The organism is Serratia sp. PL7 (genome assembly GCF_945957435.1).
This window is the reverse complement of the sequence record NZ_CAMFLB010000004.1, coordinates 395,681-409,952: the sequence shown is the minus strand read 5'-3', so window position 1 is coordinate 409,952 and position 14,272 is coordinate 395,681. Positions and strand designations below refer to the sequence as shown.

The window sequence follows — 14,272 nt, the reverse complement described above, 5'->3', positions numbered from 1 at the left end:
ATGTGCAGATACCCTCACACTACCTCGCCTTGCAGATCCAGGCGCCGCGCCACCCAGGGCCTTTCCGACAGGCTCAGCACCATTCCCCCGCGATAGACAAACGTTTTGCTCTCGCCATCCTCAATGAACGCCGTCTCGTTTTCCATCGCCCGATAGCCGGCGCCGGTATAGTACTTTTCGCTTACCGCAAACAGTATGGAATACGCGATCCCTTTACTGCGCAAATAGTCATGCGCCTTCACCAGCATGTTTGCGGCCACGCCGCGGCGCCGATGCGTTTGTGCCACGGCCACCAGCCCGATGATGCCGATCACCTCGGCCTCACCGTCAATCAACACCGGCCGCTTATGCACCGCCAATTGGCCGACGATCACCTCGCCTTCCGCGGCGGTCACCAGGCAAACCGGCACCTGCCGCCGATAAAATCCGTCGGTTATCTCGGGGAAAGCGTCGGACAACAGCGAGCGAATCGACCGCAATTCCGCTTCCGTCACCGCCTCGAATGCACGCGATACAATTTTCACCGTAACTCCCGTCCCGTTCGAAGGCCTGCGGCCAATAAAAAACTCAGGCGATATTCAGATATTTGTGGGTCTGCATCGACAGCCGCCAATTGCGCGCAATGCAGGTTTCGATGCACAGGCGGGTCGCCTCTTCTTTCTGGCTGATCGGTTGCAGCGCGATAATCCGCGCCTTGTCATCCTGCAACGTCGCCAGCAGCGCATCCAGCGCCTCGATGTCGCGCTCGCGCGCCACCGGATGCTTCACCTCGTCAGCGCGCCGCAGCGCCTGATCCAGCACCTTCATGCCGCCGCGCATATTCACCTTGGGCGAAACCGTCACCCAGGTGTTGGCGGAGCAGCGAATTTCGTGGGTGCCGCTGGTCTCAATCTGGCAACGGTAGCCGTGCTGTTCGAACAGCTCGGTCAGCGGCGCCAGATCGTAAATGCAGGGTTCGCCGCCGGTGATCACCACATGACGCGCGGTGTAGCCTTGTTGGCGCATCACCGCCAACAGCTGCTCGGCGCTGGCATTGCCCCAGGCGTCGCTCTCTTCTGTTTTGACCAGGATCCGTTGCAGGTCGACTTCCCGATGGGCTTCCTTTTCCCAGGTATGTTTGGTATCGCACCAACTGCACCCTACCGGGCAGCCCTGCAGGCGGATGAAAATGGCCGGCACGCCGGTGAAAAAGCCTTCGCCCTGCAAGGTTTGGAACATCTCGTTGATCGGGTACTGCATCGGTTTCTCAATCTGGAAAAGTAAAAAGCGATTATCGCAGATTCCGGCCCGGCGACCAAACGGCCAAAATTGTATTAAATTTTATCCTCCGCGCCGCCATCAGCATATCTCACCGCCAATGGCGTTCATTTAATTTGTTAACCGGTCTTTGGCCTTTCATCGGCGGTGCAACCTGCTCCACAGAAAACAACACGCAGTTAACAAATAAGATAATTATATTTGACATAAAGCGCTGGCGCGCAGATGTATATACAAGCAAACACAAGCCGAGCGCCAGTTTCGGCCACGTTCCATCACGACTACATCTGCGTTTAGAGGGTGCCATGACTCATTCCACCAGCGAGTTAAACATTCAACAGGCCATCGACGACAGCAAGTTTTCGCTGTTTCACTGGACCCTGATCATTCTCGGATTCCTGATCCTCGCCATCGACGGTTTCGATACCGCCGCCATGGGCTATATCGCCCCCTCGGTCGCCAAAGACTGGGGCATCGTCAAACAGGATCTGGGGCCGGTGCTGAGCGCCGCGCTGCTGGGGCTGTCGCTCGGCGCGCTGATCGCCGGGCCGATCTCCGACCGCATCGGCCGCAAGCGCGTGCTGGTGTTTTCCTGCCTGTTCTTCGGCCTGTCGAGTTTGGCCACCGCCTACGCCGGTTCGCTCAACAGCCTGACGCTGTGGCGCTTCCTCACCGGCCTCGGGCTGGGGGCGGCGATGCCCAACGCCATTACCTTGATCTCCGAATACGCGCCGCAGCGCTGCCGTTCGCTGGCGATCAACACCATGTACTGCGGCTTTCCGCTGGGCGCGGCCGGCGGCGGCGCCATTTCATCGTGGCTGATCCCGAGCTACGGCTGGCACAGTGTGCTGCTGCTCGGCGCCATTGCGCCGCTGGTATTGACGGTTCTGCTGATCCTGCTGCTGCCGGAGTCGGTTAAATATATGGTTAACCGCGGCCAGGATGCGGCGAAGATCAAGCGCATCGCGCAGCGCTTCGTTAGCCGGAGCCTCGACGGCGTGACGCGTTTTTATCTGTACGAAGAGAAGCTGGCGCAGACCAAGACCAGCGTCGGCCTGCTGTTCAGCCGCCCTTACCTGCTCGGCACGCTGATGCTGTGGCTGACCTACTTTATGGGGCTGGTGATCTACTACGTGTTGCTGAGCTGGATGCCAATCCTGATGCAGGGATTGGGCTATCAGTTGGAGCAATCGGCGATGCTCACCTCGCTGTTCACCTTCGGCGGCACGCTGGGCATCCTGGTGGCCGGCTGGTTGATGGACCGCTGGAATGCGCACAAAGTGGTCTCGAGCGGCTTTGTCGTCACCGCCCTGCTGATCGTGGCGATGGCCACCGAGGATAAACAGATCGTGCTGCTAGGCGCCTTCATCTTCCTGATGGGCGTCACCATGAACGGCGCGCAGTCCGGGCTGCAAACGCTGGCGGCGACATTCTACCCGACCCACAGCCGCGCCACCGGCATCGCCTGGATGCAGGGCATCGGCCGCTTCGGCGGCGTCGCCGGCACCATGATGGGCGCCCAACTGCTGGCCATGCAGTGGGAAGTGCAGAGCATCCTGATGTTCCTGTGCGTGCCGGCGCTGATCGCCGCCATCGCCACGGTGTGCAAGATGAGCCGCAAACCGACGCTGCAGCCGGCCGCCTGACCCTTGCAAGCCCGCCCACGGCGGGCTTTCTTCCTGCGGTGATAGGGCTTTTTTATTCTCCGCCGTCAACTGTAATCAGACTGTAAAAATATTGTGACTAGCCGCCCAAAAATGAGTCAATTTTAATTCATTTTTGCCGAACAGCTCACTTTTCTCCGGCTTTCCGTACCTGAGACCGGCGATAAAAAATCGCATATCAACCTGATATAAAAAGAAAATAACTTTTTCTTATGCCACTTTTCAGCGGCAACTGGTCAGTGTTGCATATGCTTGTACATACAAGTATATGTTAATAAGCCCTATGCATTGTTATGCCGTGGTACTCATCCCCACCGCGGCATGGAATCTGCACCGATACTGTTTGAGGAAACTGCTGTGACTACAAATAACAAAGTTCGCAATGTCGATGTACGCGCGCCACGCGGCACACAATTAAACGCAAAAAGCTGGCTGACCGAAGCGCCGTTACGCATGCTGATGAACAACCTCGATCCTGAAGTTGCGGAGAACCCACACGAGCTGGTGGTGTACGGCGGCATCGGCCGCGCCGCGCGCGACTGGGATTGCTACGACAAGATCGTCGAAACCCTGAAAACGCTGGAAGAAGACGAAACCCTGCTGGTGCAGTCCGGCAAACCGGTCGGCGTCTTCAAAACCCACAGCAACGCGCCGCGCGTGCTGATCGCCAACTCCAACCTGGTGCCGCACTGGGCAACCTGGGAACACTTCAACGAGCTGGACGCCAAAGGCCTGGCGATGTACGGCCAGATGACCGCCGGCAGCTGGATCTACATCGGCAGCCAGGGCATCGTTCAGGGCACCTATGAAACCTTCGTTGAAGCGGGCCGCCAGCACTACGACGGCAGCCTGCAGGGGCGCTGGGTGCTGACCGCCGGTCTGGGCGGCATGGGCGGCGCGCAGCCGCTGGCCGCGACGCTGGCGGGCGCCTGCTCGCTGAACATCGAATGTCAGCAGAGCCGCATCGATTTCCGTCTGAAAACCCGCTACGTCGATGAGCAGGCCAAAGATCTGGACGACGCGCTGGCCCGCATCAAGAAATACACCTCAGAAGGCAAAGCCATCTCCATCGCTCTGTGCGGCAACGCGGCGGAAATCCTGCCTGAGCTGGTGCGCCGCGGCGTGCGCCCGGACATGGTCACCGACCAGACCAGCGCCCACGATCCGCTGAACGGCTACCTGCCGAAGGGCTGGAGCTGGGAAGAGTATCGCCAGCGCGCGCAAACCGAGCCGGCCAAAGTGGTCGCCGCCGCCAAGCAGTCGATGGCCGATCACGTCAAAGCCATGCTGGCGTTCCAGCAGATGGGCGTGCCAACCTTCGACTACGGCAACAACATTCGCCAGATGGCGAAAGAAACCGGCGTCGACAACGCCTTCGACTTCCCGGGCTTCGTGCCGGCCTACATCCGTCCGCTGTTCTGCCGCGGTATCGGGCCGTTCCGCTGGGCGGCGCTGTCCGGCGATCCGCAGGACATCTACAAAACCGACGCCATGGTGAAAGAGCTGATCCCGGATGACGAACACCTGCACCGCTGGCTGGACATGGCGCGCGAGCGCATCAGCTTCCAGGGCCTGCCGGCGCGCATCTGCTGGGTTGGCCTCGGCCAGCGCGCCAAGCTGGGCCTGGCGTTCAACGAGATGGTACGCCGCGGCGAACTGTCCGCCCCGATCGTCATCGGCCGCGACCACCTGGATTCCGGCTCCGTTTCCAGCCCGAACCGTGAAACCGAAGCGATGAAAGACGGTTCCGATGCGGTTTCCGACTGGCCGCTGCTGAACGCCCTGCTGAACACCGCCAGCGGCGCCACCTGGGTTTCCCTGCACCACGGCGGCGGCGTCGGCATGGGCTTCTCCCAACACTCCGGCATGGTGATCGTCTGCGACGGCACCGACGAGGCCGCCGAGCGCATCGCCCGCGTCTTGCACAATGACCCGGCTACCGGGGTCATGCGTCACGCCGACGCCGGTTACGATATCGCTATCGACTGCGCCCGCGAGCAAGGCCTGAACCTGCCGATGGTTGCCGCGACCCAAGGAGAAAAAGCATGAAAGCGCTGACTATTCGCCCAGGCAAACTGACGCTGGCCCAGCTACGCGACGTGTATCAACACCCGGTGACGCTGACGCTGGACGACAACGCCTACGGCCCTATCCAGCAGAGCGTGGCCTGCGTGGAACGCATCGTTGAAGAAAACCGCACCACTTACGGCATCAACACCGGGTTTGGCCTGCTGGCTTCGACGCGCATCGCCCGCGACGATCTGGAAAACCTGCAGCGTTCGATCGTGCTGTCACACGCCGCCGGCGTGGGCGAGCCCACCGATGACAACCTGGTGCGCCTGATCATGGTGCTGAAAATCAACAGCCTGTCGCGCGGCTTCTCCGGCATTCGTCTGGAAGTCATCCAGGCGCTGATCGCGCTGGTCAACGCCGAAGTTTATCCGCATATCCCGCTGAAGGGCTCGGTCGGCGCCTCCGGCGACCTGGCGCCGCTGGCGCACATGAGCCTGGTGCTGCTGGGCGAAGGCCAGGCGCGCCATCAGGGCCAATGGCTGCCGGCGACCGAAGCGCTGGCCAAGGCCGGTCTGAAACCGCTGACGCTGGCGGCGAAAGAGGGCCTGGCGCTGCTGAACGGCACCCAGGTCTCCGCCGCCTTCGCGCTGCGCGGCCTGTTCGACGCGGAAGACCTGTTCGCCGCCGCGACCGTGGCGGGCAGCCTGACGGTGGAAGCGGCGCTGGGCTCCCGCAGCCCGTTCGATGCGCGTATCCATGAGGTGCGCGGCCAGCGCGGCCAGATCGACGCCGCCCTCGCCTACCGCCACCTGCTCGGCGCGCGCAGCGAAGTCTCCGACTCGCACCGCAACTGCGAAAAAGTGCAGGATCCTTACTCCCTGCGCTGCCAGCCACAGGTGATGGGCGCCTGCCTGACGCAGATCCGCCAGGCCGCCGAGGTGCTGGAAATCGAAGCCAACGCCGTCTCCGATAACCCGCTGGTGTTCGCCGAACAGGGCGACGTGCTGTCCGGCGGCAACTTCCACGCCGAACCGGTAGCGATGGCCGCCGATAACCTGGCGCTGGCGTTTGCCGAAATCGGTTCGCTGTCCGAACGCCGCATCTCGCTGATGATGGACAAACACATGTCGCAACTGCCGCCGTTCCTGGTGGAAAACGGCGGCGTGAACTCCGGCTTCATGATCGCCCAGGTCACCGCCGCGGCGCTGGCCAGCGAAAACAAAGCGCTGGCGCATCCGTCGAGCGTCGACAGCATCCCGACCTCCGCCAACCAGGAAGACCACGTCTCCATGGCGCCGGCCGCCGGTCGCCGCCTGTGGAGCATGGCGGACAACGTGCGCGGCATTCTGGCGGTCGAATGGCTGGCCGCCTGCCAGGGCCTGGATTTCCGCAACGGCCTGAAGACCTCGGAAGGTCTGGAGCAGGCGCGCCGTCTGCTGCGCGAGCATGTCAGTTTCTACGACAAGGATCGTTTCTTCGCCCCCGACATTGAAGCCGCCAGCCAACTTTTGGCGGCCGGTCACCTGACATCGCTGCTGCCTGCGGCGCTGCTGCCTAGCCAGGCATAATCATCACACACTGAATCACGCAGTTTGTTCTGCCCCGCCGGGTGCATTCCACCCGGCGCGGGCAGCGCGTGCCTGTTCGGCAAACACTTAACGGGAAACAACATGCGTAACGAAACGACACAACTCAGACGCGGACTAAACGCGCGGCATATCCGTTTCATGGCTCTCGGCTCGGCGATCGGCACCGGCCTGTTCTATGGCTCCGCCGGCGCCATCCAACTGGCCGGCCCGGCCGTGCTGCTGGCCTACCTGGTGGGCGGCGCGGCGGTGTTCATGGTGATGCGCGCGCTGGGTGAAATGGCGGTACACCAGCCGGTTTCCGGCTCGTTCGGCCACTACGCCAGCCACTACCTCGGCCCGCTGGCCGGGTTCCTCACCGGCTGGACCTACACCTTTGAAATGGTGATCGTCGCCCTGGCGGACGTCACCGCCTTCGGCATCTATATGGGGCTGTGGTTCCCGGACGTCGCTCAGTGGGTTTGGGTGCTCAGCATCATCCTGTTTATTGGCGCGCTCAACCTGTGCAGCGTCAAGGTCTTCGGCGAGCTGGAGTTCTGGCTGTCGCTGGTCAAGGTCGCCGCCATCGTGGCGATGATCGTCGGCGGTGCGGCGGTGATGCTGTTCGGTTTCGGGCAAACCCAACACGCCACCGGTATCAGCAACCTGTGGCAACACGGCGGCTTTATGCCTAACGGCTTCGGCGGCGTGGTCGCGTCATTAGCGGTGGTGATGTTCGCCTTCGGCGGCATCGAGATCATCGGCATTACCGCCAGCGAGGCGAAAGACCCCGCCAAAGTGCTGCCGAAGGCGATCAACGCCGTACCGGTGCGCATCCTGCTGTTTTACGTGCTGACGCTGACGGTGCTGATGGCGATCTATCCGTGGAACAGTATCGGCCAGAACGGCAGCCCGTTCGTCGAGATTTTCAGCAACCTTGGCATCAGTTCCGCCGCCAACGTGCTGAACGTGGTGGTGATCACCGCGGCCATTTCGGCCATCAACAGCGACATCTTCGGCGCCGGCCGCATGATGTACGGCATGGCGCAGGACGGCCAGGCGCCGCGCAGCTTCACCAAACTGACCGCCAGCGGCGTGCCGTGGATGACGGTGCTGGTGATGTCAGTCGCCCTGCTGCTGGCGGTGGTGCTCAACTACCTGATCCCGGAGAAGGTCTTCATGATCATCGCCTCGATCGCCACCTTCGCCACCGTCTGGGTGTGGCTGATGATCCTGCTGTCGCAGATCGTCATGCGCCGCACGCTGTCGCCGGAAGAAACTCGTCAGTTGAGCTTCCCGGTGCCGTGGTGGCCGGTGGCGCCGGCATTGGCGACCGCCTTTATGGCGTTCGTCATCGGCCTGCTCGGCTACTTCGAAGAGAGCCGCATCGCGCTGTACGTCGGGCTGGTGTGGATCGCTTTACTCACCGTGGCTTACTGGCTGTGGGTGCGCAAAAAAGGCGGCGGCTCGCCGGTGACCGCGGCGACGCAACAGATGTAACGCCCGCTGTTGATAAAACCCGCTGCGGCGGGTTTTTTTATTGCGCTTGCGCCAGCGCCTGCAGGATATCGGCCTGCAGATCGTCAAACGCCTCCAGCCCGGCGGACAGCCGCACCAGCCCCTCGCTGATGTGGTGCCGTTTCCGCTCTTCCGGCGTGTAGGCCGAGTGCGTCATGCTGGCCGGGTGTTGCGCCAGGCTTTCGCAATCGCCCAGGCTGACCGCGCGCAAAATGAGCTGCAGCGCATTGAGGAAGCGAATGCCTGCACGCATGCCGCCCCGCAGTTCAAACGCCAGCATGCCGCCGGGGCGCGCCATTTGCCGCTGCGCCAACGCATGCTGCGGGAAGTTCGCCAGGCCGGGGTAATACACCCGCTCGACCGCCGGATGCTCCGCCAACATCTCTGCCAGGCGCTGCGCGTTATCGCAATGACGATCCATGCGCAGCGGCAAGGTTTTCATCCCACGCAGCACCAGCGCGGCATCCTGCGCCGACAGTACCGCCCCGTTCATGTCCTTTAGCCCCTCCAGACGGATCGCCTCGGCCAACGCCTGGCGCGTCACCGCTATCCCGGCCAAGAGATCGCCGTGCCCGCCGAGGTACTTGGTCGCCGAGTGCACCACGATATCGGCACCTAACGCCAAGGGCCGCTGTAGATAGGGCGTGCAGTAGGTATTGTCCACCAGCAGCAGCGCCTGATGCCGATGGGCGATCTCCGCTACGGCGGCGATATCGACCAAGCGCATATTGGGATTGGCCGGGGTTTCGCAATACACCAGTCGGGTATGCGGACCCATGGCCGACGCTAGCCGCTCCGGCCGGGTCAGGTCAACGTGGGTTATCTTGACGCCGAAGCGTGCCAAGCCATGATGAAAGTAGCTGAAGGTACAGCCATAGACGGTTTCATCGACAATCAGCTCATCGCCCGGTCTGAGCAGCGTCCAGCAACACGCGGTGATCGCCCCCATACCGGAAGCGAACGCCACCGCCGCCTCCCCCTCCTCCAGGTTGGCGATGCGTTGCTCGAGCAGGGTTAACGTCGGATTGGCGATGCGCGAATAAAAGTACCCCGGCTCGGTGCCGGCAAAGCAGGCACCGCCGTATTCCGCGGTGGGAAAAGCAAACGTAGAGCTCATAAACACCGGCGGAGACAGTGCCCCCTGATACCGCTGCGGATCGTAGCCGTAATGAATAGCCCGGGTGGCAAAGTCGTGGCCAACTGCTGTAGCGGACATAACACAACTCCTTACCTGAGTGGGTGAAGCTTAATTCGTTGATTCATCCGAAAGGGCCGGCGGCAATGCGCTGTCTCGCGTGCGCTGGCCGATGATTTGTAAAGTACGCAGCAGCAGCGTCAACCCCAGCAGGGTATCCGGCTGCTTCAGCAAGGCGTACAGCGCGCGAAAACTGGCCGGCGGAGGATTCAATTGCAGCTCGCTGTGCGCCATCTGCAACGCAGTCCCCCCCTCCCAACCGACCGTAACCAGCCCTTCAAACACGCCGGCCAGTTTCTCCACCAGCGCGTTGTCGGCGATATCCACCACGTCCGACAACAGCGACAACAGATCGACCACGTTATCCAACCGCCCGCCCGCCAGCAGCGGCTGCAATTTCTCGAGCAACGCCGCCAATGATTGCAGGTCCGCCGCATGCACCGTGCTTTCCGTCATATCAGCCCCCTTACCGTGGCCCAGTAAAGGCCACGGTTAAACCCATTGCGCAGCATGCCGCCTACCTTGGTGGCGGGCGTCGGCAGTACGTCATGCCGGTAGTCGTAGACCAGCGGCATGCCGGCATTCAGCCCCATTTGCGCGACCGCCTGCACCTTGCCATCGTAATGGCTCACGGGCTGGCCCAGCCGCATTTCCGCCACGATGTTGTCGGCAATGACCGGCGCCTGATTATGGCAAGAGCCGCCGGCCTTGCTGACCGGCAAATCCACGGTATCGCCGATCACATATACGCCCTGCTGGCCGTAGACCTGCAGCGTTTGATGATCGGTTGGCAGCCAGCCTTCGCCGTTTTGACTCTCGCTCAACCCGGTATTGCGCACCGCCTCGACTGCGCGAATCGGCGGCGTTGCCATCAGAATGTCGAACGGCTGTTCTTCCCCTTCGGCGGAATAGGCGATGTTACGCTGGGCGTCTACCCGGCTGAGGGTAAACCCACGCTGGTGGCGAATGTCGCGCGCGGCAAAAATGGCGGGCAGCGCTTCGCCGGTCGGCCGCTGCAAAAACAGGCAGTTGCGCAGCAGTTGGGAAATGGTCGGGTAGGTGTACACAATCTCTACCGCCTTGCGCACGCCGCGCCGCCGCAGGTAGTCGTCCAGCATCAAGGTGGTTTCGATCGGCGCAATGCCGCACTGATGGGGCACATTGGGCGTTTCGGGGAAGGACACGGTGATGAAAATTCGGCCTTTTTCGATCGTCGCCAGCTTATGCGCCAGCCGCCTGGCGGCCTGATACTGATAAAAATGATCGCCCGCCTGCGCCAATCCTTCGATGCGTTCTGGCCAAGGAACACAGCCGGTAGCAAAGACCAGAAAGTCATAGGAATAAATTTTACCGCTTTGCGTAGCTATACTTCGCTGTTTTAAATCGAAAGATTGCGCTTTATCAACAATAAACTGTATTTCAGGCCGCAATAAACTCCGCTGTGAACGCGTGAGCTCTTGCTTGAAAAAAGCATTGAACGCCACATACATAAACGCCGGCTTGTAATAATGCAGCGGCGAATCCGATATCATTAATAACTCGACTTTATTATTAATAATCTCTTGGTGTAATTTTGCGGCCAATAAATTGGCCAGGATGGTGCCGCCGGTTCCACCGCCGATAATGATGATTCGCTGTCGCATCAAGCCCCCGCTCAACCGGCCAGCAAGCCGGCAGTATTAAGGTATGGTGATGATGAAGTTCTACGGCAGAACGGCGAGAAATAAACTGCCTTATTGGCAGTCTAGTAACGAATAGTTATAAAGCAAATAAAATGGGAATATAAAAACGGGAAAGAGAGATATCGGAATAAATTTACCCCGTTAAAAACTACCGTTTTTAATAAATAACTACTGGTTAATATATCGGTTATAGCTATAAAAAAACCCGCCGCAGCGGGTTTTTATTTAACAACCGAATCGGTCGAACTTACTGGCCTTTAACTTCTTTCAGGCCGTTGAATGGCGCACGGTCACCCAGCGCTTCTTCGATACGGATCAGTTGGTTGTATTTAGCAACGCGGTCAGAACGGCTCATGGAGCCGGTTTTGATCTGGCCAGCCGCAGTCCCTACCGCCAGGTCGGCGATGGTCGCGTCTTCGGTTTCACCGGAACGGTGAGAGATCACCGCGGTGTAACCAGCGTCTTTCGCCATCTTGATTGCAGCCAGCGTTTCGGTCAGAGAACCGATCTGGTTGAATTTGATCAGGATGGAGTTAGCGATGCCTTTCTCGATGCCTTCTTTCAGGATCTTGGTGTTGGTCACGAACAGGTCGTCGCCCACCAGCTGAATTTTGTCGCCCAGCACTTTGGTCTGGTAAGCGAAGCCCGCCCAGTCAGATTCATCCAGGCCGTCTTCGATAGACACGATTGGGTACTGTTTGGTCAGCTCTTCCAGGAAGTGAGTGAACTCTTCGGAAGTGAAGGCTTTATTGCCTTCGCCGGCCAGCACGTATTTACCGTCTTTGTAGAATTCGGAAGCCGCGCAGTCCATCGCCAGAGTAACGTCTTTGCCCAGCTCGTAGCCCGCCGCTTTTACCGCTTCAGCGATAACGGCCAGCGCTTCGGCGTTGGAGCCCAGGTTTGGCGCGTAGCCGCCTTCGTCGCCCACGGCGGTGTTCATGCCTTTGGCTTTCAGAACTTTCGCCAGGTGGTGGAACACTTCAGAACCGATGCGCACCGCTTCTTTCAGGGTCTTCGCGCCAACCGGCTGAATCATGAATTCCTGAATGTCGACGTTGTTGTCAGCGTGCTCGCCGCCGTTGATGATGTTCATCATCGGCAGTGGCATGGAGAATTTGCCTGGGGTGCCGTTCAGTTCAGCGATGTGCTCATACAGCGGCATGCCTTTAGAGGCTGCGGCCGCTTTCGCTGCTGCCAGGGAAACCGCCAGAATGGCGTTGGCGCCGAAGTTGGATTTGTTTTCGGTGCCGTCCAGATCGATCATGATCTTGTCGATGTTCGCCTGGTCTTTGGCATCTTTACCCAGTACTGCCTGAGCAATCGGACCGTTTACTGCAGCAACGGCTTTCAGTACGCCTTTACCCAGGAAACGAGACTTGTCACCGTCACGCAGTTCCAGCGCTTCGCGGGAACCGGTAGAAGCACCTGACGGCGCAGCAGCCAAGCCGACGAAACCGCCTTCCAGATGAACTTCGGCTTCAACAGTCGGGTTACCGCGGGAGTCGATGATTTCACGACCGATGACTTTAACGATTTTGGACATTAGGTTTTCCTCAGTACAAGTTAAACTAAAACTCCAGACAAACAGCGCGCGGTTCTCACCGCGCGCCGCCCACCAAATATTTTATTTCACCTGGCGCTTCTGATGCTCGCCTGCGGCTTTCACGAAGCCGGCGAACAGCGGATGCCCATCACGCGGCGTAGACGTAAATTCCGGGTGGAACTGACAGGCTACAAACCACGGGTGATTCGGCAGTTCAATGATCTCGACCAGCTTGTTGTCGGCGGAACGACCGGCGACACGCAGCCCTGCGGCTTCGATCTGCTTCAACAGCATGTTGTTAACTTCGTAACGGTGACGATGACGCTCGACAATGGTCGGTTCGCCGTACAGCTGACGCACCAGGCTGTTGTCGCTCAGGTTGCACTGTTGGCCACCTACGCGCATCGTGCCGCCCAAATCGCTTTCTTCGCTGCGCACTTCGACGTTGCCGTCTTCGTCGCGCCATTCGGTGATCAACGCCACCACCGGGTACTTACAGTCTGGCATAAACTCGGTGGAGTTGGCGTTTTCCATGCCGGCCACGTTGCGAGCGAACTCCATCAACGCCACCTGCATGCCCAGGCAAATGCCCAGGTAAGGAATGTTGTTCTCGCGCGCATAGCGTGCGGTCATCACTTTGCCTTCCACGCCGCGGTAGCCGAAGCCGCCCGGGATCAGGATCGCATCCAGCCCTTTCAGCACTTCCACGCCGCGGGTTTCTACGTCCTGCGAGTCGATCAGCTTGATGTTCACGGTCAGACGGTTTTTCAGCCCGCCGTGTTTCAGCGCTTCGATCACCGACTTGTAGGCATCCGGCAGCTCAACGTATTTGCCGACCATTCCGATGGTCACTTCGCCGCCCGGATTGGCTTCTTCGTAGATCACCTGTTCCCATTCGGCCAGGTTGGCTTCCGGTGCGTTCAAGCTGAATCGTTTACAAATATAATCGTCCAGCCCCTGAGATTTCAATAGGCCTGGGATTTTATAAATAGAATCAACGTCTTTCAGAGAGATAACCGCTTTTTCCGGCACGTTACAGAAAAGCGCGATTTTCGCGCGTTCGTTAGCAGGAACCGCGCGATCGGAACGGCAAATCAGCACATCAGGCTGAATACCGATGGAAAGCAGCTCTTTTACGGAATGCTGGGTCGGCTTGGTTTTCACTTCGCCCGCCGCCGCCATGTAAGGCACCAGCGTCAGGTGCATGTACAGGGTGTGCTCGCGGCCCACTTCCACCGCCATCTGACGGATGGCTTCGAGGAACGGCAGCGATTCGATATCGCCGACGGTGCCGCCGATTTCCACCAGCACCACATCGTGGCCTTCGCCGCCTTCGATGATGCGTTCTTTGATCGCGTTGGTGATGTGCGGAATGACCTGCACGGTCGCGCCCAGATAGTCGCCGCGGCGTTCTTTACGCAGCACGTCGGAGTAGATGCGGCCGGTGGTGAAGTTGTTGCGACGCGACATTTTGGTGCGGATGAAGCGCTCGTAGTGACCCAAATCCAGATCGGTTTCTGCGCCGTCTTCGGTGACGAAAACTTCCCCATGCTGAATCGGGCTCATGGTGCCCGGATCCACGTTGATGTACGGGTCCAGTTTCATGATGGTAACGTTGAGGCCACGGGCTTCAAGAATAGCCGCCAGAGAGGCTGCGGCAATGCCTTTACCCAGAGAGGATACGACCCCGCCGGTCACAAAAATATAATTAGTTGTCATGCTGAACCTGAGAGTTTAGGTTTAAAGACGATGGAAGAACCAGGACGGGAAAGTAGTATACCCGAACCTCTCCTGACCTACAAACGATCGTTTTGCTGTCCATCATCTCGGCCGCC

The 14,272-nt window shown here is 59.7% G+C and carries 11 protein-coding genes; 4 read left to right on the top strand and 7 right to left on the bottom strand.

Annotated features, from left to right (window positions below):
- Nucleotides 1-14: 14 nt before the first annotated feature.
- Nucleotides 15-524, bottom strand: a complete 510-nt coding sequence (locus N6G83_RS22090; RefSeq protein ID WP_260515842.1) for a GNAT family N-acetyltransferase — start codon at nucleotides 522-524, stop codon at nucleotides 15-17.
- Nucleotides 525-567: 43 nt separating this feature from the next.
- The gene (gene queE / locus N6G83_RS22085) at nucleotides 568-1,239 is read right to left on the bottom strand and encodes a 7-carboxy-7-deazaguanine synthase QueE (RefSeq protein WP_004932641.1); all 672 of its coding nucleotides are present in this window, start codon (nucleotides 1,237-1,239) and stop codon (nucleotides 568-570) included.
- 323 nt (nucleotides 1,240-1,562) lie between these two features.
- Here queE and N6G83_RS22080 point away from each other — a divergent pair, with 323 nt between their 5' ends.
- From N6G83_RS22080 to N6G83_RS22065, 4 genes are all read left to right on the top strand, one after another.
- Nucleotides 1,563-2,903: an MFS transporter gene (locus tag N6G83_RS22080; protein ID WP_025301605.1), complete on the top strand. Its 1,341-nt coding sequence runs from the start codon at nucleotides 1,563-1,565 to the stop codon at nucleotides 2,901-2,903.
- Between the two features lie 375 nt (nucleotides 2,904-3,278).
- A complete protein-coding gene (hutU, locus tag N6G83_RS22075) occupies nucleotides 3,279-4,970 on the top strand; it encodes a urocanate hydratase (RefSeq protein WP_025159649.1) in 1,692 nt (563 codons plus the stop codon).
- Entirely contained in the window at nucleotides 4,967-6,502 is a 1,536-nt protein-coding gene (hutH, locus tag N6G83_RS22070; protein WP_025301604.1) for a histidine ammonia-lyase, read from the top strand. The genes hutU and hutH overlap by 4 nt, the downstream gene beginning before the upstream one ends.
- Before the next feature lie 102 nt (nucleotides 6,503-6,604).
- Nucleotides 6,605-7,999 carry an amino acid permease gene (locus N6G83_RS22065; RefSeq protein WP_025301603.1) on the top strand — a complete coding sequence of 465 codons (1,395 nt, stop codon included), beginning with the start codon at nucleotides 6,605-6,607 and terminating at the stop codon, nucleotides 7,997-7,999.
- A gap of 37 nt (nucleotides 8,000-8,036) precedes the next feature.
- On the opposite strand, the gene N6G83_RS22060 is transcribed toward N6G83_RS22065, so the two are convergent.
- From N6G83_RS22060 to pyrG, 5 genes are all read right to left on the bottom strand, one after another.
- Complete coding sequence (locus N6G83_RS22060) at nucleotides 8,037-9,233, bottom strand: methionine gamma-lyase (protein WP_043135867.1); 1,197 nt, start codon at nucleotides 9,231-9,233, stop codon at nucleotides 8,037-8,039.
- Between the two features lie 30 nt (nucleotides 9,234-9,263).
- Nucleotides 9,264-9,668 carry a hypothetical protein gene (locus N6G83_RS22055; protein WP_080271238.1) on the bottom strand — a complete coding sequence of 135 codons (405 nt, stop codon included), beginning with the start codon at nucleotides 9,666-9,668 and terminating at the stop codon, nucleotides 9,264-9,266.
- Nucleotides 9,665-10,855, bottom strand: a complete 1,191-nt coding sequence (locus N6G83_RS22050) for an FAD/NAD(P)-binding oxidoreductase (RefSeq protein ID WP_025301600.1) — start codon at nucleotides 10,853-10,855, stop codon at nucleotides 9,665-9,667. The genes N6G83_RS22055 and N6G83_RS22050 overlap by 4 nt, the downstream gene beginning before the upstream one ends.
- A gap of 286 nt (nucleotides 10,856-11,141) precedes the next feature.
- Nucleotides 11,142-12,437 (bottom strand): phosphopyruvate hydratase, encoded by a 1,296-nt coding sequence (eno, locus tag N6G83_RS22045; protein WP_025301599.1) that lies wholly within the window; start codon nucleotides 12,435-12,437, stop codon nucleotides 11,142-11,144.
- A gap of 81 nt (nucleotides 12,438-12,518) precedes the next feature.
- Nucleotides 12,519-14,156, bottom strand: coding sequence for a glutamine hydrolyzing CTP synthase (pyrG, locus tag N6G83_RS22040; protein ID WP_004932674.1), 1,638 nt, complete (start codon nucleotides 14,154-14,156; stop codon nucleotides 12,519-12,521).
- Nucleotides 14,157-14,272: the final 116 nt, after the last annotated feature.

Bases quoted from the DNA above. Each gene is read 5' to 3' on its own strand.
- hutH (WP_025301604.1), top strand. From the start codon at position 4,967: ATGAAAGCGCTGACTATTCGCCCAGGCAAACTGACGCTGGCCCAGCTA.
- N6G83_RS22060 (WP_043135867.1), bottom strand. From the start codon at position 9,233: ATGTCCGCTACAGCAGTTGGCCACGACTTTGCCACCCGGGCTATTCAT.
- pyrG (WP_004932674.1), bottom strand. From the start codon at position 14,156: ATGACAACTAATTATATTTTTGTGACCGGCGGGGTCGTATCCTCTCTG.
- N6G83_RS22055 (WP_080271238.1), bottom strand. From the start codon at position 9,668: ATGACGGAAAGCACGGTGCATGCGGCGGACCTGCAATCATTGGCGGCG.
- N6G83_RS22050 (WP_025301600.1), bottom strand. From the start codon at position 10,855: ATGCGACAGCGAATCATCATTATCGGCGGTGGAACCGGCGGCACCATC.
- N6G83_RS22080 (WP_025301605.1), top strand. From the start codon at position 1,563: ATGACTCATTCCACCAGCGAGTTAAACATTCAACAGGCCATCGACGAC.
- eno (WP_025301599.1), bottom strand. From the start codon at position 12,437: ATGTCCAAAATCGTTAAAGTCATCGGTCGTGAAATCATCGACTCCCGC.
- N6G83_RS22065 (WP_025301603.1), top strand. From the start codon at position 6,605: ATGCGTAACGAAACGACACAACTCAGACGCGGACTAAACGCGCGGCAT.
- queE (WP_004932641.1), bottom strand. From the start codon at position 1,239: ATGCAGTACCCGATCAACGAGATGTTCCAAACCTTGCAGGGCGAAGGC.